At 68.0% G+C, this 21,124-nt stretch carries 18 protein-coding genes; 10 read left to right on the top strand and 8 right to left on the bottom strand.

The window, feature by feature from the left end:
- Position 1: 1 nt before the first annotated feature.
- Genes ABZ827_RS19890 through cobF form a run of 4 tightly spaced genes read right to left on the bottom strand, consistent with a single transcriptional unit; the run spans position 2 to position 4,285 of the window.
- Positions 2–1,756 carry a carboxylesterase/lipase family protein gene (locus ABZ827_RS19890; protein WP_357238528.1) on the bottom strand — a complete coding sequence of 585 codons (1,755 nt, stop codon included), beginning with the start codon at positions 1,754–1,756 and terminating at the stop codon, positions 2–4.
- Complete coding sequence (locus tag ABZ827_RS19885) at positions 1,725–3,227, bottom strand: NAD(P)/FAD-dependent oxidoreductase (RefSeq protein ID WP_357238526.1); 1,503 nt, start codon at positions 3,225–3,227, stop codon at positions 1,725–1,727. Before ABZ827_RS19885 ends, ABZ827_RS19890 begins: the two co-directional genes overlap by 32 nt.
- 8 nt (positions 3,228–3,235) lie before the next feature.
- Positions 3,236–3,481, bottom strand: coding sequence for a DUF2630 family protein (locus ABZ827_RS19880; protein ID WP_357238525.1), 246 nt, complete (start codon positions 3,479–3,481; stop codon positions 3,236–3,238).
- Between the two features lie 36 nt (positions 3,482–3,517).
- Entirely contained in the window at positions 3,518–4,285 is a 768-nt protein-coding gene (cobF, locus tag ABZ827_RS19875) for a precorrin-6A synthase (deacetylating) (RefSeq protein WP_357238523.1), read from the bottom strand.
- A gap of 166 nt (positions 4,286–4,451) precedes the next feature.
- On the opposite strand from cobF, the gene ABZ827_RS19870 reads away from it, so the two are divergent.
- The 6 genes from ABZ827_RS19870 (at position 4,452) to ABZ827_RS19845 (ending at position 8,746) form a co-directional block, all read left to right on the top strand.
- Entirely contained in the window at positions 4,452–5,291 is an 840-nt protein-coding gene (locus tag ABZ827_RS19870) for a thymidylate synthase (protein ID WP_357238521.1), read from the top strand.
- A 32-nt stretch (positions 5,292–5,323) separates the two neighbouring features.
- Positions 5,324–5,797, top strand: a complete 474-nt coding sequence (locus ABZ827_RS19865; protein WP_357238715.1) for a dihydrofolate reductase — start codon at positions 5,324–5,326, stop codon at positions 5,795–5,797.
- A 111-nt stretch (positions 5,798–5,908) separates the two neighbouring features.
- Entirely contained in the window at positions 5,909–6,235 is a 327-nt protein-coding gene (locus tag ABZ827_RS19860) for a cupin domain-containing protein (protein WP_357238519.1), read from the top strand.
- 50 nt (positions 6,236–6,285) lie between these two features.
- Positions 6,286–7,338 carry a Dyp-type peroxidase gene (locus tag ABZ827_RS19855; protein WP_357238517.1) on the top strand — a complete coding sequence of 351 codons (1,053 nt, stop codon included), beginning with the start codon at positions 6,286–6,288 and terminating at the stop codon, positions 7,336–7,338.
- The gene (locus ABZ827_RS19850; RefSeq protein WP_357238515.1) at positions 7,335–8,132 is read left to right on the top strand and encodes a family 1 encapsulin nanocompartment shell protein; all 798 of its coding nucleotides are present in this window, start codon (positions 7,335–7,337) and stop codon (positions 8,130–8,132) included. The genes ABZ827_RS19855 and ABZ827_RS19850 overlap by 4 nt, the downstream gene beginning before the upstream one ends.
- A gap of 83 nt (positions 8,133–8,215) precedes the next feature.
- Positions 8,216–8,746 (top strand): hypothetical protein, encoded by a 531-nt coding sequence (locus tag ABZ827_RS19845; protein WP_357238513.1) that lies wholly within the window; start codon positions 8,216–8,218, stop codon positions 8,744–8,746.
- A 57-nt stretch (positions 8,747–8,803) separates the two neighbouring features.
- On the opposite strand, the gene ABZ827_RS19840 is transcribed toward ABZ827_RS19845, so the two are convergent.
- Entirely contained in the window at positions 8,804–10,426 is a 1,623-nt protein-coding gene (locus ABZ827_RS19840; RefSeq protein WP_357238512.1) for an acyl-CoA dehydrogenase family protein, read from the bottom strand.
- A 144-nt stretch (positions 10,427–10,570) separates the two neighbouring features.
- On the opposite strand from ABZ827_RS19840, the gene ABZ827_RS19835 reads away from it, so the two are divergent.
- Positions 10,571–11,953, top strand: a complete 1,383-nt coding sequence (locus ABZ827_RS19835; RefSeq protein WP_357238510.1) for a hypothetical protein — start codon at positions 10,571–10,573, stop codon at positions 11,951–11,953.
- A gap of 93 nt (positions 11,954–12,046) precedes the next feature.
- Here ABZ827_RS19835 and pgi read toward each other — a convergent pair whose 3' ends face one another.
- Entirely contained in the window at positions 12,047–13,684 is a 1,638-nt protein-coding gene (gene pgi / locus ABZ827_RS19830) for a glucose-6-phosphate isomerase (RefSeq protein ID WP_357238508.1), read from the bottom strand.
- A 471-nt stretch (positions 13,685–14,155) separates the two neighbouring features.
- Between pgi and ABZ827_RS19825 the strand changes: the two genes are divergently transcribed.
- A complete protein-coding gene (locus tag ABZ827_RS19825; protein WP_357238506.1) occupies positions 14,156–15,610 on the top strand; it encodes an NAD-dependent succinate-semialdehyde dehydrogenase in 1,455 nt (484 codons plus the stop codon).
- Between the two features lie 84 nt (positions 15,611–15,694).
- Here the strand turns inward: ABZ827_RS19825 and ABZ827_RS19820 are convergent, their stop codons facing one another.
- Positions 15,695–16,006, bottom strand: coding sequence for a chorismate mutase (locus tag ABZ827_RS19820; protein ID WP_357238504.1), 312 nt, complete (start codon positions 16,004–16,006; stop codon positions 15,695–15,697).
- Between the two features lie 393 nt (positions 16,007–16,399).
- On the opposite strand from ABZ827_RS19820, the gene pcrA reads away from it, so the two are divergent.
- Together pcrA and ABZ827_RS19810 are read left to right on the top strand one after the other, a co-directional pair.
- On the top strand, positions 16,400–19,099 hold the full coding sequence (pcrA, locus tag ABZ827_RS19815) for a DNA helicase PcrA (RefSeq protein ID WP_357238502.1): 2,700 nt from the start codon (positions 16,400–16,402) through the stop codon (positions 19,097–19,099).
- Between the two features lie 34 nt (positions 19,100–19,133).
- Complete coding sequence (locus ABZ827_RS19810; RefSeq protein WP_357238500.1) at positions 19,134–19,559, top strand: hypothetical protein; 426 nt, start codon at positions 19,134–19,136, stop codon at positions 19,557–19,559.
- A 50-nt stretch (positions 19,560–19,609) separates the two neighbouring features.
- Here the strand turns inward: ABZ827_RS19810 and ABZ827_RS19805 are convergent, their stop codons facing one another.
- Entirely contained in the window at positions 19,610–20,944 is a 1,335-nt protein-coding gene (locus ABZ827_RS19805; protein ID WP_357238498.1) for a peptidoglycan DD-metalloendopeptidase family protein, read from the bottom strand.
- Positions 20,945–21,124 lie beyond the last annotated feature (180 nt).

The following is a 21,124-nucleotide window of genomic DNA, read 5'->3' as shown; positions in this document are numbered from 1 at the left end:
TTCAGTCGGTGGTTCTCGGGTCGCCGGTATCCGATTCGGCTTCCCGTTCGGCGTCGGACCCGGGTTCCTCGGCGCCGCCGGCGAATCTTTCCACGATCGCGGTCGCGGCCGTGGTGGCCGCGCCCTCGGCGTTCGCCGAACTGATCTTCCCCAGCAGCGAGCCGTCGTCCTCGCCGCCGCGCTCCGGTGATTCTTCCGGCCGCGCGGCGCCGCCCGCGGATACCCCTGCCGCCGTGGCACCCGCCGGCACCAGCAGGGGAGCCCGCACACCCGCCCACAGTTCGCGCTGGGCGCTGTCGGGGTCGTTCTCCACTCGCCCGGGATCATCGATGATGAGCGTGCTGCGATCCTGCTCGGTATAGCGCGGCCAGGCGGGCAGGGGTTCACCGGTCCGGGCGAAATTCAGCCAGTTGTCCTGGAACTGGCGGGTCACCGCGAGCAGGCCGCGGCGGCTTCCGCCGACCGTGAGGGCGCGGCTCCACGGTTCGTAGACGGCGCCGAAGGTGGGGAGCAGGTCGGTCGCGTGGGTCGCGCCCAGCTTGTACAACTGCAGCAGTCTCGGCGCGAAATCGTAGCGATAGGCGTAGGTAGGAGTATGGCGGCTGTGACCCTCCATGACCTCGAGCGAAGGCCGCCAGAAGAAGTAGTCGCCACCCGCGCGAATGGCCGCCGCCTCACCCGGAAAACCGGGGTAGGTGTAGAACACCCGCGGATAGCGGTCCGGCCCGGCCACCGAGAGTGCGCGTTTGAGGCGTTCGGGACGGGTGGGCAGCGTATCGGTGAACCGGTTGAACAGCGCGCCCTCGTTACGGCAGGTACCGATGATGAGCGGGACCCGGTGCGTATGCCCCTCGGCGAACGCATCGATCGGGGTGCGCGGCAGCAGATCTCCGTCGGCCACCGGAGCGGCCGGGAAGAAACCCGGGTACTCGGCCATGACCGCATTGGATGCCCGATTGAAGGCGCGGCGGATATCGTGCGGATCCGCTTCGCGTAGTGCGTGATTCGCACTCTGCGGGGCGATACCGAGTTCGTTGAGGACCCGATGGGCGAATTCGCCGGCTTCGGAAACCGTCAGACCCCAGTCCGCGGGCGGGCTCTGCGCGATACCGCGGTGGAAGAGCCCGGCCGCCGACGGCGTGGCCAGCAGTGTCAATACCGCGTGCGCGCCCGCCGATTCGCCGAAGATCGTGACATTGTCCGGATCACCGCCGAATTCGGCGATATTGCGCTGAACCCAGCGCAGCGCGGCGATCTGGTCGCGCAGCCCCAGGTTCGACTCGTAGGGACTGTCCGGCGTGGAGAATCCGGAGAAATCGGCGTACCCGAAGGCGCCCAGCCGATAGTTGATCGATACCACGATCACATCGCCGTCGGCCGCCAGCTGTACTCCGGAATAGAGACGCAGCGCCGATGTGCCGAACAGATAGCCGCCGCCGTGGATGAACACCATGACCGGTCGCGGCCGCACCGCGGGAGTAACGGGAGCCACGACATTCAGTGTCAGTGAATCCTCGCTCATCTCCTGCTGCTTGCGCGGGCCGAGCCGCACGCCGAACCGGGGTTGGATCCCCGCCGCGCGGAAGTAGGTCGCGTCGCGGACATCGCTCCACGGCGCCACCGGCTGGGGCGCCCGGAACCGCAGGTCACCGACGGGCGGCGCGGCGTAGGGGAGCGACCGCCAATACCTCACGCGGCGCCCGCGGCCACCCCGGACGACCCCGTCAGTGGTCGTGATCTGTTCGGTTACGCTCATCTGCCGATGGTAACGACGACCGATCGGTCTCCAACAGTCGTAACCAGAATTCACTCACCGCCGGAAACGCGGGTACCGCGTGCCAGAGCGCGTCCAGCGGGACCCGGCCGGCCACGGCGATCGTCGCGGCGTGCAACTGCTCCCCGATATCGGGCCCCACGAACGTGGCGCCGAGCACGGTGTCGGTGGTGTTGTCGATCACCAGCGCCGCATGGCCGCGGTAATCGTCGCGGGTCAGTGCCGACCCGGCGACCTCGATATCCAGTCCGACGCTGCGGATATCGTGTCCGGCCGCCCGGGCCGCGGCGGCGGTGAGACCGACCGCGGCGACTTCGGGGTCGGTGAAAACGACCTGCGGGACGGCGCGATGATCGGCACTGGCCCGGTGTCGCGGGGCCGTCAGCGACCGGCCCTCGGCCCGGGCCGCGATCACGTCACCGCATACTCGCCCCTGGTATTTGCCCATATGGGTCAGCGCGGCACGGTGATTGATATCGCCGACGGCATACAGCCATTCGCCGGGGACTCCCGTCGCCGTCAACTGATCGTCCACCTCGACATAACCGGCGTCCAGCCCCACGGTTTCGAGCCCCAGGTCGCCGGAGTTCGGGGTGCGGCCGGCCGCCACCACTATCTCGTCGGCGAGCAGGGTCGATTCGCCGTCGGGCCCTACGGCGTGCACAGTGACCGGGCCGCCGTGGATCCTGCCCTCCCCATGGTTCGCGGCGGCGGGTCGCTGGACTCGGGCGGGGCTGGTCCCGAACTGGACTGTTACCCCCCGGCCGGTCAGCGCGGCGGCCACCATTTCCCCGGCGAAGGCTTCGACACCGGTGAGCAGCCCGTCTCCGCGGACCAGGACGGTGACCTCGGCGCCGAGTACCGACAACCAGGTCGCCGCCTCGCAGGCGACCACCCCGCCGCCGATCACCACGACCCGTTTGGGGATTTCGTGCAGGTTGGTCACGTCACGGGAGGTCCAGGGCAAGGCGTCGCGCAGTCCGGGGATATCCGGTACGGCGGCCCGGGTCCCGGTCGCGAGAACTACGGCCCGGCGGGCGCGCAGTTCGCGCTCGCCGATCCGGATCGTGCGTTCGCCGGTGAGCCGGCCGGCGCCCCGTATCACGTCGATACCCTGCTGTGCCGCCCAATCGAGCTGGCTCGAATCATCGTGGTCGCCGTCGCGGGCGTGGACGAACTCGTCGCGCCGCCGCAGTACCGCGGCCACATCGGGGCCGCGGCCCTCGACACCGGGCAGACCGCGCGCGGCCGCGAGTACATGTCCCGGCCGCAGCAGCGCCTTGCTGGGAACACAAGCCCAGTACGAGCATTCGCCGCCGACCCGTTCCCGTTCGACGATGGCCGCGGTGCGATCGCTGCCCGCCACCGCATAGGCGGCGGCATTCTCGCCGGCCGGGCCTCCACCCAATACGATGACATCGTATTCGCTTGCGCCGGAAACTATTTCGGTCATCTGGACTCCTACTGTAGGTAGCCCTCGACCTGCCCCGGGGGTCTCGGCTGCGCTTCATCCGGTGATTTATCGCTCTCGATCCGGGCGCGCCGCTGACGCAGCAGATCCCAGCACTGGTCCAGCATGACCTCCAGTTCGGCCAGTCGGCGCCGTTCCACGTCGGGATCGAGCTCCCCGCGTGAGGCCCGCGACCGCAGGTCGTGCTCGTGGTCGACCAGTTCCTGGATCCGCCCGAGTATGTCCTGTTCGGTCATGCCGACCATGCTACGGGCCCCGGCCCGTTTACCTGGTCATTCGGCACCGTGGCCCGTTTCGGGTGATGCCGCGGGGCGCAGCAGGTAGATATCCATGATCCAGCCCTTGCGGGTGCGCAACTCGGCACGTCGCCGGGCGATCTCGCCGGCCACCTCACCGACCGAGCCGCGGATCAGGGTCTCGTCGGGCATCCCGAGGTAGGCGCCCCACCAGATGTAGGTATCGGCGGGTGTTGTGGTGAACGCGCAATCGGCGTCCAGCATCACCACTGTCGACCCGTGGCCCAGGCCCTCTTCCCGCAGTCGCCGGCCGGTGGTGATGTGCACGGCTTCGCCGATCCGGTGCAGAACTGTCCGGTGCCGGGCCGCGAGGGCGTGCACGCTGGTCACCCCGGGGATCACGGTGTAGTCGAATTCCAGCGCGCCGCGGGCCAGCACCCGTTCCACCATGCGCAGAGTGCTGTCGTAGAGGGCCGGATCACCCCATACCAGGATCGCTCCCACGCCCTCGGCGCCGGCGAATGCGTCCTCCAGCAGGAGCGAACGGCGTTCGTGCCAGTCGAGCACGGTCGCCCGATAGTCGTCCGGGGTTCGGTCGCGGGGCGGGTCGGGTATTTCGACGATGCGGTAGGTGTGACCGGCGTGCTCGTCGAGGATCGCGGTGCGCACATCCACGAGCTGCTGTTTCTCCGCGCCCTTACCCATGACGAAGAAAACGTCGACCTCCCGGAGGGCCTTGACGGCTTGCACCGTGACCTGGTCGGGGTCACCGGCGCCGATACCGATCACATACAGCTTCCGCATGCGGTCAGCTTGGCAGGCCGGGCAGGCGGGCGGTCCCCGGGGCGGCTGCCGCCGGCAGGTGGCCGTCGTTCGGCTCAGCGTCGTATCGAGGGGCGCAGGGCGGTGAAGTGCGGCACTCCGGCAGTCCTCGTTCGTGCCCGGGCCGGTGCGGAAGTAAGCTCGGCGCGTGGTCAGCGCAGCGAACAGCCAGGTACCGGACCCGCGTCGCGCTCCGGACACCCAGTACGAGGATCTGCTCCGGCGGGTGCTGGAATCGGGTGCCGCCAAGGCGGACCGCACCGGAACCGGGACCCGGAGCGTCTTCGGTCATCAACTGCGCTACGACCTGGCGGCCGGTTTCCCGCTGATCACCACCAAGAAGGTGCACCTCAAATCGATCGTGTACGAACTTCTGTGGTTCCTGCGCGGCGATTCCAATGTGAAGTGGTTACGGGAACACGGGGTCAGCATCTGGGACGAATGGGCCGACGCCGACGGTGAGCTGGGGCCGGTGTACGGGGTGCAGTGGCGCTCCTGGCCGACCCCCGGCGGGCAGCATATCGACCAGATCACGCAGGTACTGCACACCCTGCGCACCGATCCGGATTCCCGGCGGATGCTCGTCTCGGCCTGGAACGTGGCCGAACTGGACCGGATGGCGCTGGCACCCTGCCACGCGCTGTTCCAGTTCTACGTCGCCGACGGCCGGCTGTCCTGCCAGCTCTATCAGCGCAGTGCCGACCTGTTCCTCGGGGTGCCGTTCAATATCGCCAGTTATGCCCTGCTCACCGTGATGGTCGCTCGGCAGACCGGACTCGAACCCGGCGATTTCATCTGGACCGGCGGTGACTGTCATATCTACGACAACCACCGCGACCAGGTCACCGAACAGCTGACCCGGGCCCCGTATCCCTTCCCGGCGCTGGAGCTCGCCCCCGCGGCATCCCTGTTCGACTACCGGTACGAGGATGTGCGTGTGCTGGATTACCGGCACCATCCGGCGATCAAGGCTCCGGTGGCGGTGTGATCGCCTCGGCCGGCCCCGGGCGCGTTATCGGCATGATCTGGGCGCAGACACCCGACGGTGTGATCGGTGTGGACAACACCATTCCCTGGCGGGTCCCGGAGGATATGGCCCGCTTCCGGGAGATCACCACGGGCCACACCGTCGTGATGGGCCGCCGGACCTGGGAGTCACTGCCGGCCCGATTCCGTCCGCTGCCGGGGCGCCGAAATATCGTGGTGACCCGGCAACGGGACTGGTCGGCCGAGGGCGCCGAAACCGCGGGGTCGGTGGAGGCCGCACTCGATCTGGCCGCGCCCGCCACCACCTGGGTGATGGGCGGTGGCGAGATCTACCGGCACGCCCTGCCGTACGCGACCGAGCTGCTGATCACCGAGGTGGACACCGAGGTGCACGGTGACGCCTATGCCCCCGAGTTCGGTCCCGAATGGCGTTCCGCCGACCCGGAGGCTTGGCTGGAATCCGAGAGCGGGCTGCGCTACCGGACCCGGCGCTTCGAGCGGCAATAGGGGCACAGCCTCGGGGAAACGCCGGAATGCCGGAGCCCGGTCGGGCATACTCGGCGATACGACCCGTGATCATCAGCCCGGTCGCGGGTAGGCGCAGGCGAAAGGCGGTTCATGGACAAGAAATCGCTGACAGCGGTGGCCCGGCAGCAGCTGAAAACGGCCGCGACCGTCACCAGTGGCCGTAGTTCCCAGACCATCTACGGTGGTCACGCCAATTCGCTCCGGCAGACGGTGGTGGGACTGTGCGCGGGCCAGAGCCTGGCCGAACACGACAACCAGGGGGAGGCCACGCTGCTGGTTCTCTCCGGCAGTCTCACTCTGCACAGCGGCGCGAACGAATGGAAGGGTTCGACCGGCGATCTGCTGGTGGTGCCGAAAGCGCGGCACAGCGTGCAGGCGATCGACGATGTCGCGTTCCTGCTGACCGTGGCCAAGTAGCCGCCCGGCTTTCCCGGGCCCGGGCCGGTTCGCCGGTAGTGTGATCGCCTATGGGGCAGCCGCAGCCGATCCTCGAACCGCTCACCCCGGCCGCGCATTTCCTCGTCGCCACCATCGACCCCGGCGGCGAGGCGGCGGCGCGGGATCTTCTCGCCGAACTACCGGGTCTGCGCCGGGCCATCGGGTTCCGGCTGCCGGGCGCGGGCCTGGGCTGTATCACCGGTATCGGATCGGCGGCGTGGGATCGGCTGTTCGGCGGACCACGCCCGGCCGAACTGCACGAATTCCCCGGATACGACGGGCCGCGCCATCACGCTCCGGCCACCCCGGGCGATCTGCTCTTCCATATCCGTGCCCAAGCGCACGACGCCTGCTTCGAGCTGGCCATGGCCATCGGTGACAGGTTGGCCGGGGTGGGCACGATCGTCGACGAGACGGTCGGATTCCGCTATTTCGAACAGCGCGATCTGCTCGGTTTCGTCGACGGTACCGAGAACCCCGAAGGGGGCTTCCCGGATTCACCGGCGGGTGCGGCCGCGCTGATCGGCACCGCCGACCCGGAGTTCACCTGCGGCAGCTATGTGATCGTGCAGAAGTACCTGCACGATCTGACGGCGTGGCGCGACCTGCCGGTACAGGAGCAGGAGCGGGTCATCGGCCGGACCAAACTCGAGGATTTCGAACTCGACGAGGCGGATAAGCCGGCCGACTCACATATCGCGGTGAACCAGGTGATCGAGCCCGACGGCACCGAGCGTGAGATCCTGCGCGCCAATATGCCCTTCGGCAGTATCCGCGACGGCGAGTTCGGCACTTATTTCGTCGGCTATTCTGCGACACCCCGGACCACCGAGATCATGCTCGAACGGATGTTCCTCGGCACCGACGAGGCCACCCACGATCGGATCCTCGATTTCTCGACCGCCGTCACCGGCGGCTTGTTCTTCGTTCCGCCGCAGGATTTCTTCGACGATCTGCCCGCGCCGCCGGACGAGGCAACGGCGGCCGAGCCGGTCGGCGGGGCAGCGGCGGAGCCGGACCCACCACGGGTCGCGGATGGTTCCCTCGGTATCGGCACGTTGAAAAGGAGCAGCACCGTATGAACAATCTCCATCGCGAGCTCGCGCCGATCACGGACGCGGCCTGGGCCGTTATCGAAGAGGAGTCCGCGCGGACCTTCAAACGGCACAATGCCGGCCGCCGGGTGGTCGACCTGTCCGGCCCGCACGGCGCCGATTATTCGGCCCGCGGTCTCGGCCACACCACGCCGATCGCCGCCCCGCACGACGGGGTCGCGGCCCGGCAGCGGGTGGTCGCGCCGCTGGTCGAGTTGCGGGTGCCGTTCACACTGTCGCGGGAAGAGCTCGACAATGTCGAGCGCGGCGCTCAGGACACCGACCTGGACCCGGTCAAGGATGCCGCCCGCCGAGTCGCCTTCGCCGAGGACCGGGCCGTTTTCGAAGGTTATGCCGCCGCCGGGATCACCGGGATCCGGGAAGCCTCGTCGAACCGGGCCATCGCACTCCCCGAAGATGTCTTCGGGGTGCCGGAGGTGATCGCCCTGGCAGTGAGCCAGCTGCGGCTCGCCGGCGTCGACGGGCCGTATTCGGTGCTGCTCAGCGCCGACCTGTACACCAAGGTCAGTGAGACCTCGAATCACGGTCACCCACTGCGCACCCATATCGAGCGCCTGGTCCCCGACGGGGAGATCATCTGGGCGCCGGCCATCGATGGTGCGTTCGTGCTCACCACCCGCGGCGGCGACTTCGACCTGACCCTCGGACAGGACCTGTCCATCGGCTACCTCGGCCACGATGCCGAAACCGTGCAGCTGTACTTCCAGCAGAGCATGACCTTCCAGGTCAACTCCGCCGAGGCTGCCGTCGCCCTGCGCTGACCGGTGAGCGCGCCCCGGCGCCGGTGCGGACATCCGGTACGGTGTGGCCGATAACACCAGTTCCAGGGGTGAGCGGAGTCGGTATGCGAATGGTGCACGCGGGTGTGGTGCCCACCGAGCGAGCGCTGGGCTACAGCCTGGCCGGTCTGGCGGTCGTCGTGGCCGTCACGGTACCGACGGTGCTGCTGTTCGGGCTCGGTCGAGTGTTCACCGGGGCGGTACTCGGGGCGGTCCTCGCCGTCGCGGCTCTGGTCGCTTTGTTCAAACGGGATGCCGTCGTGCTGACCGAACAGGCCATCCATCGGCGCACGCCGTGGTCGGTAACGGATATCGAATGGGACCGGGTGGTCGCCGGTCGCTTCGGTCTCGACGAGCGGTCGCGGTGGTCGCTCGCGCTCGATCTGACCGCGGGGGCGGAACCCCACAGCGAATTGGTCCTGCTGTCCATTCCGCCGGTATCGGGGCCGGTATCGGGCGCCTATGATCTGCGCAAGCGCGAACAGATCAATGAGGTTCGGGATATCCTGCGGCACAAGAAAATTCCGGTGACAGTCCTGCCCGATATCGCGGCCGCCCTCGAACAGCACTGGCAGATCGCGCCGCCGACTCGCTGAGCTCCGACCTGCCCGGACGGCCCACCCTAACGGGTGTCCGCGCCGCGGTTTCGCCTCCTATCCGGCGAAAGCCCGTTCGATGATCGCCCCCGTATCCACACCCACCGGCAGAGTGCCGAACGCGGCGCCCCAGTCCTCGCCCAGCCGCGACGCGCAGAAGGCGTCCGCCACCGCCCGATGGCCGTGCCGGACCAGCTGGGCGCCCTGCAATACCAGCGCCATCAGCTCGACCACCCGGCGTGCCCGGTATTCGATATCGCTGTGATCGGCCAATTCCTTCCCGACGCGGTCGATCGCGTGGTCCAGGTGCGGGTTCTCGCCCCGGGCGCTCGCCACCTCGGCGAAGTACGCTTCCACGGTCTCCGGCTGCGTGCCCATGGCGCGCAGCGCGTCGAGCGCGGCGACATTTCCCGAACCCTCCCAGATCGACATGAGCGGCGCCTCCCGGTACAGCCGCGGCATCCCGGATTCCTCGACGTAACCGTTGCCGCCGAGACATTCCAGCGCCTCGGCCGCATGGACCGGCGCGCGTTTGCACACCCAGTACTTGGTCACCGCCAGCGCGATCCGGCGTAGCGCCGCTTCGGCCGGATCGGTCGTCGCCCGATCGGTCGCACCGGCCAGCCGCAGCATGACCGTCGTCGCGGCCTCGGATTCGATCACCAGATCGGCCAGCACATTGCGCATAGCGGGCTGGTCGACGAGGGCGGCACCGAAGGCCGAGCGGTACCGGGCGTGATGGACCGCGTGCACCGCGGCCAGCCGCATCCCGATCGAGGAGCCGATCACGCAGTCCAACCGCGTCATGTTCACCATCTCGATGATGGTTTTCACCCCGGCGCCCTCCGCGCCGATCAGCCAGCCGGTCGCGTCCTCGTATTCGATCTCGGCCGACGCGTTGGATTTGTTGCCCAGTTTGTCCTTGAGCCGCTGCAACCGGATGGGGTTACGGGACCCGTCCGGCAGCACCCGGGGCAGCAGGAAACACGACAGCCCGCCGGGTGCCTGCGCGAGGGTCAGGAACATATCCGACATCGGCGCCGAGGTGAACCATTTGTGTCCGAGGATCCGGTACGAACCGTCCGGGCGCGGGGTCGCGGCGGTGGTGTTGGACCGGACATCGGAGCCGCCCTGCTTCTCGGTCATCGACATACCCGCGATGAGACCCGCCTTGGTGGACGGTTCACGCAGCCCGAAATCGTAGGTGCGGGCGGTGAGCAGCGGTTCGTACTTCGCAGCCAGATCGGGGTTGTGCCGGAGCGCGGGAATCGCCGCGTAGGTCATGGAAATGGGGCACATATGCCCGGCATCGGCCGCGCCCCAGACATAGAATTTCGCGGCTCGCGCCACATGTGCCCCGGGCCGGCCATCGGCCCACGGCGCGCCCTGCAGGCCGTGCTCGACCGCGACCGTCATCAGATCGTGCCAGTGCGGATGGAACTCCACCTCGTCGATACGGTTGCCGTACCTGTCGTGGGTGCGCAGGACGGGCGGGTTCTCGTTGGCCAGCCGGCCCCACTCCTGGACCCGCTCGCTACCGGCGAGCATCCCGAGCTCATGTACTTCGGCTTCGGCCCATCCGGCGCCTTCCCGGTGCAGTCCGGCCAGCAATCCCGGGTCCCGGGAGACCTCGAACGGCGTGATCGGCGGTACCTGGTTGCGAACTTCGTGCGTGGGCATCCATCGATTATGCGGTCCAGATCACGACAACGGGTCCGCGGGATCGCGACCGGCCGGTTTCGGTCGCAGGTGGGAGGCTGGAGCTGGTGCGATCCCCGGACGTGCGGCCGGACGGAATCGCGGACCGATGATTAGCCTGGGCACATGCGCCGGCTGACCGTTATCGACGGTATCTTCCTGCGGACTCATCAAGGTATGGGTACGCCCATCGCGCTCCAGGGGTTGTGGCGTACAGCCGATGCGGTCGATCCCGCGCACCTGCGCCGGCTGCACGATGCCCTGCGCACGGGCTCGCTCGGCCGCCGGGTGCTCCCGGGCAAGGTCCCGGGAGCCCGGGACCGTTGGCAGTCCAATGACCGCGCTCACCCGCTCGACCTCGGCCCGGTAGCGCTCGCCCCGGACGAAATCCTGTCCTGGGCGGATGGCCGGGGTGCCGATCTGGACCCGCGGCGCGGACCCGGTTGGCGGCTGTCGGCAGCGCCGCTCACCGACGGCGGCACGATCATCGCGCTGACCTGTTCGCATGTCCTCGCCGACGCGAAGGGCCTGATCATCGCGGTCGAACAAGCGCTGCGGGCATCCGGTGGTTCGCGTACCACGTCCGATACCGGGCCGGGCCGGGCCGGCGATCCGTTCGAACCGCCGGATCCCGATGGGGGTCCGGATTCCGATTGGGCCGATGCCGCCGAAACCTGGGCCACGGTCTTATCCGGTACCGTTCGCGCTCTTCGGAACTGGGCCCGGCGTCCGGCCGGTACGGGCAGCACCGGATCGGTGGGGCCCGGCCGAACCGGCTCGGCAGCCGGCCGCGCCGAAATATCGACAGGGCCCGGACATACGGAGGAACCCGGGCTCGGCGGCCCGTCCGAGCCGAGCGTCGAACTGCCGGTGTCAGGGGTGGTCCTGCGGTGTCCGGCCCGCGACTGGGAGCGCATCGCGGCCACGGGCGGTGGCACGGCCAACAGCCTGTTCATCTGGTTCGTGGCGAATACATTGTGGGCCGCGGGGTTTCCCGAGCGCGGCATCGTGGCAAGCCTGCCGGTGGATACCCGCGACGAGCCCCGGACGGGTAACGATCTCGCGATGACGGAGATCGTGGTCGCGCCGGGAGACAGCCCGGCGGATATCCGGGTGAAGAGCCGGGCCGCCTACGAGCGCCGGATATCGAGTCCGGCGGGTCTCCCGGAGGAATTCCTGCATCTCGTACCGGATCGCACGGCGTATCAGCTGTCCCGAGGCGCCGGGGAGCGCGATATCCTGTGCTCGAATATCGGCGTCATACCACCCGCGCTGCACGCCCTCGGGCCGCACGATTGCACCGGTGTCGCAACCCGCGCCATCCATCCGGGCCTCACCTACGCCGGTCGCCCGCGCACCCGGATATCCGGATATCTCTGCCGATTCCGTGACGACTACCTGCTGACACTGATGAGCCTCGACCCCGCGCGGATACCCGATCCCGCCGGACTCCACCGGCTCGCGGAGCGCACCGCGGGACGCGTGGGTCTGCCCATCGTTCCGTGGTAGCCGGGCGGGCGGCGAACCTCGCTTGCCGCCGATCCCGTGATCTACGAAGACGCCGGCCAACCGGGGCGGCCGGTCCCGGGAGCGCCGCGGTGATCAGCGGTTGGCGCGATACCAGCGGATCAAGCCGTCCGTGGACGAATCATCCTGCGGTTCGGGCTCATCCGGCGCGGTGAGCAGCGGCGCCAGCTCCAGCGCCTGTTGTTTACCGAGCTCGACACCCCACTGATCGAAACTGTCGATCCCCCAGATCGCCCCCGCCACGAACACCTGATGTTCGTAGAGTGCGATCAACTGACCCAGCACGGCAGGAGTCAACTGCGGGGCGAGGATCGTCGTACTGGGCCGGTTACCGGGCATAACCTTGTGCGGTACCAACCCCGGGGGAGTACCTTCCGCCGCTATCTCGCCGGCGGATTTCCCGAACGCCAGCACCTTGGTCTGCGCGAACAGATTGCTCATCAGGATGTCGTGCATACTGCCGGTGCCGTCGCGGGTGGGCAGATCATCCGTCGGGCGGGCGAATCCGATGAAATCGGCCGGAATCAGCCGGGTCCCCTGGTGGAGCAGTTGATAGAACGCATGCTGGCCGTTGGTACCCGGCTCACCCCAGAAGATCTCGCCGGTGGAAGTGGTGACCGGGGTGCCGTCGGCACGCACCGACTTACCGTTCGATTCCATCGTGAGCTGCTGAAGATAAGCCGGGAACCGGGCCAGATCGTTCGAATACGGCAGCACAGCCCGGGATTGGGCGCCGAAGAAGTTCGAGTACCACACACCGAGCAGGGCCAGCAGTACCGGCGCGTTGGCCGCCGGCGGCGCGGTCTCGAAATGGCGGTCCATCGTATGCATTCCGGCCAGGAATTCGGCGAACCGGTCGGGACCGATCGTCACCATCACCGACAGCCCGATGGCCGAATCCACCGAGTACCGGCCACCCACCCAATCCCAGAAACCGAACATATTGGCGGTATCGATCCCGAACTCGGCCACCCGTTCGGCGTTCGTGGAGACCGCCACGAAATGTTTCGCTACCGCGTCCGCGCCGAGAGCAGCCACCAGCCAGCGGCGGGCGGCCGTCGCGTTGGTCAGGGTTTCGAGGGTGGAGAAGGTTTTGGAGGCGACGACGAACAAGGTGGTCGCGGGGTCCAGGCCGTCCAGTTTCGCCACCAGATCGGCCGGATCGACATTGGATACGAAACGCGCGCCGATCCCGGCATCCGCGTAGTGCCGCAGCGCCTGATGCACCATCACCGGCCCGAGATCCGAACCGCCGATACCGATATTGACCACGGTGCGGATCCGCTCCCCGGTGGCCCCGCGCCACTGACCCGAACGGACCGAATCGGCGAACCCACCCATCCGGTCGAGCACTTCGTGAACCGCGGCCCCGGCATCCTCGCCGTCGATGGTCGCCGATATCCCCGCCGGCAGCCGCAACGCGGTATGCCCGACGGCGCGATCCTCGGAGGTGTTGATATGCGCGCCCCGCAACATCCGGTCGCGCTGGGCCTCGACCCCGGCCTCCTCCGCCAGCTCGACCAGCAGCCGCAGGGTTTCCCGGCTCACCCGGTGCTTGCTGTAGTCGATCAGCAGATCGCCGGCGGTCAATGTCAGGTCACGGCCCCGCGCCGGATCCTCGGCGAACAGGTCCCGTAGCTGGACGGCGGCGATCGCATCATGATGATCCTGCAATTTCCGCCATGCCGCCGATGCGGTGATGTCGACGCTCACACTGGTCGAGCCTAGTGGTTTTCGGTCCGTCGGGCCGGGAAGGTGAGAAGTGGGGGGCGGTTCGTGAAGGGGGGAGCAGGGCCCCGACCGCGCCGCCCGCCCGACCTCGCCGCCGCCTCGGGCGCGTTTGTTTCCCTACCCCCGGTCGGTCCGCATCCGTCCTCCGCCCCGTTTCCCGGCATGCGGCTGGTCAGCGTTGGTGGTTCGGGGCCCGTCTCGTTCTGGAGCGACAGAGCGGGGGAGCGAAGCGGAGGAGCGGCGGAGTGAAGAACGAGACCAAGGGGGCCCCGAACCCGCGACGCCGCAGGCGGCGCCAAAAACACAGAACCTTGGCGGACTGATCGCCTTCCCACCTTCACGGACGATCACCCGATACCCAACCACCCCGACCCCACCTGCCGGCTCCACAGGCACGGATGTTGTCTTTGCGAGCCAGCGATATCCGCGCATTCCCGGCCTAGGCTGAGGTCTATGGCCTCAGAAACCGAAGTACTCGAATCCGTACCGAAGCAGCTGTGGATCGGCGGCCCCGCCGACGCCACCGGCGGTGGCACCTTTCCGGTGCACAATCCGGCCAACGGTGACGTGATAGCCGAGGTGGCCGACGCAACCCCCGAGGACGCCGTTCGTGCGCTGGACGCCGCTGCCGCCGCACAGGACGGCTGGGCCGCGACACCGGCACGGGAGCGTGGCGAGATCCTGCGGGCGGTGTTCGAACGGATCACCGCCCGGGCGGAGGATTTCGCGCTGCTGATGACCCTCGAGATGGGCAAGGCGCTGCCGGAGAGCCGTAACGAGGTGCGTTACGGCGCCGAGTTCTTCCGCTGGTTCAGTGAAGAGGCGGCGCGGATCAGCGGCCGCTATCTGCATGCCCCGTCCGGTACCGGCCGGATCCTCGTGCACAAACAACCAGTCGGCCCGTGTCTGGCCATCACGCCGTGGAATTTCCCGCTCGCCATGGGCACCCGCAAAATCGGTCCCGCCCTGGCCGCCGGTTGCACCATGATCGTGAAACCGGCATCGGCCACCCCGCTCACCATGCTGCTGCTGGCGAAACTCTGCGCCGAGGCCGGGCTGCCCGAGGGGGTGCTCTCGGTGATCACTTCCCGCCGGTCCGGTGCGGTGACCCAGCCGCTGCTCGACGATCCCCGCTTGCGCAAACTCACCTTCACCGGATCCACCGAGGTCGGCCGGACGCTGGTGGAGAAATCCGCCCACGGCCTGCTGCGGACATCGATGGAGCTCGGCGGGAACGCGCCGTTCGTGGTGTTCGACGACGCCGATATCGACGCCGCCGTCGAAGGCGCCATGCTGGCGAAATTGCGCAACGGCGGGGAGGCGTGCACGGCGGCGAACCGTTTCCATGTGCAGCGCGGGGTGCTGGCCGAGTTCACGGATAAATTCGTTACCGCGATGAACACACAGGTCCGGATGGGGCCCGGTACCGATTCGGATACCACGCTGGGCCCGCTGGTCAGCGAAGAACAGCTCACCACGGTATCCGACCTGGTCGACGACGCGGTCGGCGCCGGCGCGACCGTGCGTTCCGGCGGTAAGGCCCCGGGTGGCCCGGGCTGGTTCTATCCCGCGACCATCCTGACCGATATCCCCGCCGGCGCGCGGATTCTTCGCGAGGAGGTTTTCGGGCCGGTCGCCCCGATCATCGCCTTCGATACCGAGGAAGAGGGCCTGGCCGCGGCCAACGACACCGAGTACGGGCTGGTCAGCTACGTCTACACCCGGGACCTCGATCGGGCCCTGCGGGTCGCGGAAGGACTGGAGAGCGGCATGGTCGGGGTGAACCGTGGCGTGATCTCGGATCCGGCGGCCCCCTTCGGCGGCGTCAAGGCCTCCGGTTTCGGCCGGGAAGGCGGTATCGAGGGGATCGAGGAATACCTGTCGACCAAGTACATCGCGATGACCTGATCCTGGACGTACGACCGCCCCGGGGCATCCTCACCCGGGGCGGTTCGCGGGAATGCGGCGGTCTGCGGGCCGCCGCGTATGGTTCTACCGGCCGAGCCGGCCGCGGCCGAGGCGCAGCAGCAGCATCGCCAGCGTATGACCTTCCTGGCCCAGTTCGCTGAAGCGTTCCAGGACCTTCATCTCCCGGCTGTGCACCAGCCGGGTGCCGCCGGATGCCATCCGGGTCCGTCCGATGACCCGCGAGACCTCCGTCCGGCGTTTGATCGCCTCGAGGATCTGCGCGTCGAGCTGGTCGATTTCCTTACGAAGCTTCTCGATCTCGGCTTCGGTCCGAGGGAGCTCCGATTCCGAGCCGGTCGTCGATTCCGAGCCGGTCGTCGTAGCGGGTGTGCTCATTGTTCATCTCCTCGTGTCAGAACCTGGATCGGAGGCGAGCTGTTTCCTGTTACCGGTCCAGAGTCCTTACACAGTGAAAAGGCCCTGGTGGGCCTGGTCGTGCCGTTACCCCCTACCTGGCCCCGATGGGCCTCAGGTGCCCGGGCTGTGGTCCCGCTGCGCACACAGCCGGAGCGGTTGTCTCGCTGAAGGGCAAACCATGCTGCCAGTTTGCCACGCCCCCGAAAGTATGCAAAGTTTTGTGGTCCCCACCTCTGGCACCTCCGGGGTTCGGCCTCGTCGAACCGATCTGTCCCGCCGCCGCCGGGCCGACCAGGAGCGGCTACGGGTTATCCGGGGCTTTTCGGCCTAGTGTTCGAAAGAGTCGGGTCACGGCGGTAGCGTGAACAAACGATGGATACCACGGCGGCAGCATCTCGTTCGGACTCGCATTCTTCTCGCGCTCAGGTCTCCGGCGTCGCCCGTTCGGCGCCCGGCGCGAACGAGCGTGGCCAGGATGCGCCGACGCTACCCGGGCTGGAAGATCCGGCCGGCCGGCGGCAGGACGGCCGGGAGAGTGGTGCACAGGGCGGGCTGGCGGCATTGCAGCGGCGGGTTCAGGCCGAGCAGGCCGCGCAGCGCGCCGAGTCGGCGCAGCGCCGGTCCGGGGACACCGCGGAATTACTGGAGGGGCTCAACCCGAACCAGCGTGCCGCCGTTCTGCACACCGGATCCCCGCTGTTGATCGTGGCGGGTGCCGGTTCGGGTAAAACCGCCGTGCTGACCCGCCGGATCGCGTATCTGCTGGCCGCGCGCGGGGTCACCACCGGCCAGATTCTGGCTATCACCTTCACCAACAAGGCCGCCGCGGAAATGCGGGAGCGGGTGGTCGACCTGGTCGGTCCGCGGGCCGCGAGCATGTGGGTGTCGACGTTCCATTCCAGTTGTGTGCGCATTCTGCGCACCCAGTCGGCGCTGCTGCCCGGGATGAACTCGAACTTCTCCATCTACGACGCCGACGATTCCCGCCGCCTGATCACCATGATCGGCCGGGATCTGGAGTTGGATCCGAAGAAGTTCTCCGCGCGCATGCTGGCCACCGGTATCTCCAATCTGAAGAACGAGCTCATCGGCCCGGAGCAGGCGAGTTCGGACGCCGAGTTCGACGATGCCGACCTGCCCCGCGTCATCGCCCGGGTCTACACCGAATATCAGCGGCGGCTGCGGGCGGCGAATGCGCTGGACTTCGACGATCTCATCGGTGAGACCGTCGGGCTACTGCAGAAACATCCCGAGGTCGCCGAATACTACCGCCGCCGTTTCCGGCATGTGCTGGTCGACGAATACCAGGACACGAACCATGCGCAGTATGTGCTGGTGCGGGAACTGGTCGGGCACGGCGCCGCGGATTCGGCGGCCGCCACCGAAGCGGCCGATAGCGATGCGGGCGCGGCGGCCGCATCGGATACCGACTCTCCGGGATCGCGGTCCGTACCGCCCAGCGAACTCTGTGTGGTCGGTGACGCCGATCAGTCCATCTATGCGTTCCGCGGTGCCACGATCCGCAATATCGAGGAATTCGAACGTGATTTCCCCGATGCCGAAACCATTCTGCTGGAGCAGAACTACCGCTCCACCCAGAACATTCTGTCCGCCGCCAACGCGGTGATCGCCCGCAATACCAACCGTCGTGACAAGCGTTTGTGGACCGATGCCGGTGAAGGTGAGCTGATCACCGGATACGTCGCGGACAACGAGCACGACGAGGCAGCTTTCGTCGCCCGTGAGATCGACCGGCTGGTGGATGCGGGCGAGGTCGGCTACTCCGATATCGCCGTGTTCTACCGGACCAACAACAATTCGCGTGCCCTGGAAGAGATCTTCATCCGGATGGGCCTGCCGTACAAGGTGGTCGGCGGTGTCCGGTTCTACGAGCGCAAGGAGGTACGCGATATCGTCGCCTACCTGCGCGTACTCGAGAACCCGGACGATGCGGTGAGTTTGCGCCGCATCCTCAACACCCCGCGCCGCGGTATCGGCGATCGCGCCGAGGCGTGCGTGGCGGTACACGCCGAGCAGCGCGGTATCGGTTTCGCCGCCGCCCTGCGCGACGCCGCCGCCGGCGAAGTGGCGCTGCTGAACACCAGGGCGCGTAACGCCATCGCCGGGTTCGTCGAGCTGCTGGAGCAGATCCGGGCCGCGGGGGAGATGGACGAACTCGATTTTCCCGATGTCGGCGCGGTGGTCGAGGCGGTGCTGGATCGGACCGGGTACCGGGCGGAGCTCGAAGCCTCCGACGACCCACAGGACGGCGCCCGGCTGGACAACCTGAACGAACTGGTCAGCGTGGCCCGCGAATTCAGCTCCGAGGCACGCAACGCCGTCGAGGCGGCCCGTGCCGAAGGGCTGGTGCCGGAATCGGGTGAGGGTGAGCCGGAGCCCGGGTCGTTGGCCGCGTTCCTGGAACGGGTGTCACTGGTAGCCGATGCCGACCAGATTCCCGATGAGGGTTCGGGCATGGTGACCCTGATGACCCTGCATACGGCCAAGGGCCTGGAATTCCCGGTCGTTTTCGTCACCGGCTGGGAAGACGGTCAATTCCCGCATCTGCGGGCCCTCGGCGATCCGGCCGAACTGGCCGAAGAGCGCCGCCTGGCATATGTGGGGATAACCCGTGCGCGCCGTCGGCTGTACCTCACCCGGGCCGTGGTCCGTTCGGGGTGGGGACAGCCGGTGTTCAATCCGGAGTCCAGGTTCCTGCAGGAGGTTCCGGATCATCTCATCGACTGGCAGCGGCTGGAACCGAAGCGTTCGTCGGCTCCCACGCAGTACGGCCGGCGTCGGGCAGCGGAATCCGGGGACGACTGGACCGGTGGCTGGCCGCAATCACGCGAACCGCGGCCCGGGCCGCGGGAGAGCCGGCGTGCGGTCACGCGCAACAATATCGGGCTGTCGCTGGCCGTCGGCGACCGTGTCAGTGACGACAAGTACGGTCTGGGCCGGGTCGTCGCGGCCGACGGGGTCGGGGATATGGCCAGTGTGACGATCGACTTCGGCTCCAACGGCACCATCCGGCTCATCCCGAAGTTCAGCCAGACCATCACCAAGCTCTAGGCCGGCGGGCCGGGTGGCGCGGTAGATTTCGGTTGTGAAGTCTGTTGCGCAGCATCTGGTGTGGTTCCTGCCGATGCTCTGGCTCGGTATGGTGCTGGCGATCTCGTTTCTGGAGGCGCCGCTGAAGTTCCGCGCGCCGGGCGTGACCACCGAACTCGGGCTGGGTATCGGCCGGTTGGTGTTCCGGGCGTTGAACACCGTGGAATCGGTATTCGCGGTGATGCTGATTGCGGCCGCGGCCGTACTCGGACCGGCCGTCGGGGTATGGGTGTGGCTGGGAATCGCCGCCGGCATTCTGGTGCTTCAGGTAGCGGTGGTGCGTCCACCGCTTTCCCGCCGGTCGGATCGAGTGCTCGCCGGTGAGGAGCTACCTCGTTCGGGCGCGCACTACTGGTACATCGGGCTGGAGGTCGCCAAGGTGATCGCGTTGATCGGACTGGCGATCGCCGCCGCGCCCTGAACGGGCCATGAACCAATACGCCGGACCGCTGTCCGGTACCGGGACCTCGGTCAGTCGCCGGGACCGACGAGGCTGATACCGCGCGTGGCGAGCCAGGGGATCGGATCGACTTTGTTGCTGCCACCCAGCCAGACCTCGAAATGGCAGTGCGGCCCGGTGGAGAAACCGCGATTGCCCATGGTCGCGATCTGATCGCCCGCGAGCACGTACTCACCGACCGATACCGTGGTCGTGTCGACGTGCCCGTAGACGGTGATGGTGCCGTCGGCGTGCTGAAGTCGCACCCACATACCGAAACCCGAAGCCGGGCCGGCGTCGATGACTTCACCGTCGGCTACCGCGTAGATCGGGGTACCGATCGGCCCGGCCACATCCACGCCCAGATGCTGTACACCCCAGCGGGCACCGAAACCGGAAGTGTAGGAGCCGCTGGCGAAACTGGCGAAAAGCGGCCGGTACTTGGCTTCCTCGGCCCGCGCGAGATCCTGCGCGAACTCGGCGCCGTTGGCCAGCATCTCACCGAAACGGCCGGTATCGAGCGGGGCGCCCCCGCTCAGCATCTGCGGTGAAGTGGCGCCGGGTGCGGCCGGGACCTCCGCGGATGCCGACTGGGCGGCGATCTCGTGCACCGATCCGGCGGCCTCGTAATCGGTGGCCTGCTGTTGTTTCTGGTTCCCGGGGTCCGCGGTGGCGCACTGTCCGGCCGCGACGACAGCTCCGGCGGCGACCGCGACCACCGCGGCCCTGCCCTTGAGCGCGGTCGGCGGTGCCGCTACCCGGTGCGCGCCCCGGGACCGGGGCTGCCGCGGATCGACGGGAGGATCGGCGACCGCGGGACCGTTCGCCAATGCCTCGGCGATGGTGGTCGGCTGCTGGGACTGGGCGGGTTCGGCGTGGTCGCGGGGGGCGGGTTCCTCGGACCAGTTCTGTGCCTCGGTCCAGCTCTGGTGGGTGTTCCAGTTCGGATCGCTGTGCCAGGCGGGTTTATCGCCGCGGTTCCAGCCGTTGTCGTTGTTCCAGTTGCCGCCGGACCAGTTGGCACTCTGCGGCTCGGACCAATCGGCCGGCTGCGGCTCGGACCAGTTGGCCGGTTGTGGTTCGGACCAGCCGCTGGCCTGCGGCTCGGGCCAGGCCCGGCCGGCGTTCCCGTTGCCGGAATCTGCCCAGCCCTGATTGGCCGACCAGAAATCGTCGGCGGTGCTGCGCTGCGAGTCGGCGGCGGCGGAGGCCGCGGCGGTGCTCAGCGGGCGCCTGCGGGACCTGCTGTCACCGGGGACGCCGAAGGCGTTGAAGGACTGTGGGCTTTCCGGGGCCTGCGCACGATCGTCATAGGGTCGGCGACGGTGTCCGTTGTGCTGGGCATCCAGGGTGCCGCGGTGATTCATCAGCGGATCCACATCCGGGGGTAGGTGCCGCAGGCCGGCCCGCCGGTGGCGGGGCGGGGTGCCGGGAAGACCGATGCCGAACGGCTCTGCGACTGCGGAGCGGTGTGCTGCGTCAAGCTGCCGTCCTCTCTCAACCTGCTCACGGGAGCAACATCACGAAGATCTCTACTCGCGCGATAT

This window comes from Nocardia sp. NPDC019395, assembly GCF_040632335.1.
In the GTDB taxonomy this organism is placed as follows: domain Bacteria; phylum Actinomycetota; class Actinomycetes; order Mycobacteriales; family Mycobacteriaceae; genus Nocardia.
This window is presented reverse-complemented; position numbering and strand designations above follow the sequence as displayed.

Coding starts and splice junctions, on each gene's coding strand:
- ABZ827_RS19820 (WP_357238504.1), bottom strand. CDS start 16,006: ATGAGCACACCCGCTACGACGACCGGCTCGGAATCGACGACCGGCTCG.
- ABZ827_RS19860 (WP_357238519.1), top strand. CDS start 5,909: ATGGACAAGAAATCGCTGACAGCGGTGGCCCGGCAGCAGCTGAAAACG.
- ABZ827_RS19890 (WP_357238528.1), bottom strand. CDS start 1,756: ATGAGCGTAACCGAACAGATCACGACCACTGACGGGGTCGTCCGGGGT.
- ABZ827_RS19850 (WP_357238515.1), top strand. CDS start 7,335: ATGAACAATCTCCATCGCGAGCTCGCGCCGATCACGGACGCGGCCTGG.
- ABZ827_RS19855 (WP_357238517.1), top strand. CDS start 6,286: ATGGGGCAGCCGCAGCCGATCCTCGAACCGCTCACCCCGGCCGCGCAT.
- cobF (WP_357238523.1), bottom strand. CDS start 4,285: ATGCGGAAGCTGTATGTGATCGGTATCGGCGCCGGTGACCCCGACCAG.
- ABZ827_RS19825 (WP_357238506.1), top strand. CDS start 14,156: ATGGCCTCAGAAACCGAAGTACTCGAATCCGTACCGAAGCAGCTGTGG.
- ABZ827_RS19885 (WP_357238526.1), bottom strand. CDS start 3,227: ATGACCGAAATAGTTTCCGGCGCAAGCGAATACGATGTCATCGTATTG.
- ABZ827_RS19865 (WP_357238715.1), top strand. CDS start 5,324: ATGATCTGGGCGCAGACACCCGACGGTGTGATCGGTGTGGACAACACC.
- ABZ827_RS19880 (WP_357238525.1), bottom strand. CDS start 3,481: ATGACCGAACAGGACATACTCGGGCGGATCCAGGAACTGGTCGACCAC.
- ABZ827_RS19840 (WP_357238512.1), bottom strand. CDS start 10,426: ATGCCCACGCACGAAGTTCGCAACCAGGTACCGCCGATCACGCCGTTC.
- pcrA (WP_357238502.1), top strand. CDS start 16,400: ATGGATACCACGGCGGCAGCATCTCGTTCGGACTCGCATTCTTCTCGC.
- ABZ827_RS19845 (WP_357238513.1), top strand. CDS start 8,216: ATGCGAATGGTGCACGCGGGTGTGGTGCCCACCGAGCGAGCGCTGGGC.
- ABZ827_RS19835 (WP_357238510.1), top strand. CDS start 10,571: ATGCGCCGGCTGACCGTTATCGACGGTATCTTCCTGCGGACTCATCAA.
- ABZ827_RS19805 (WP_357238498.1), bottom strand. CDS start 20,944: ATGAATCACCGCGGCACCCTGGATGCCCAGCACAACGGACACCGTCGC.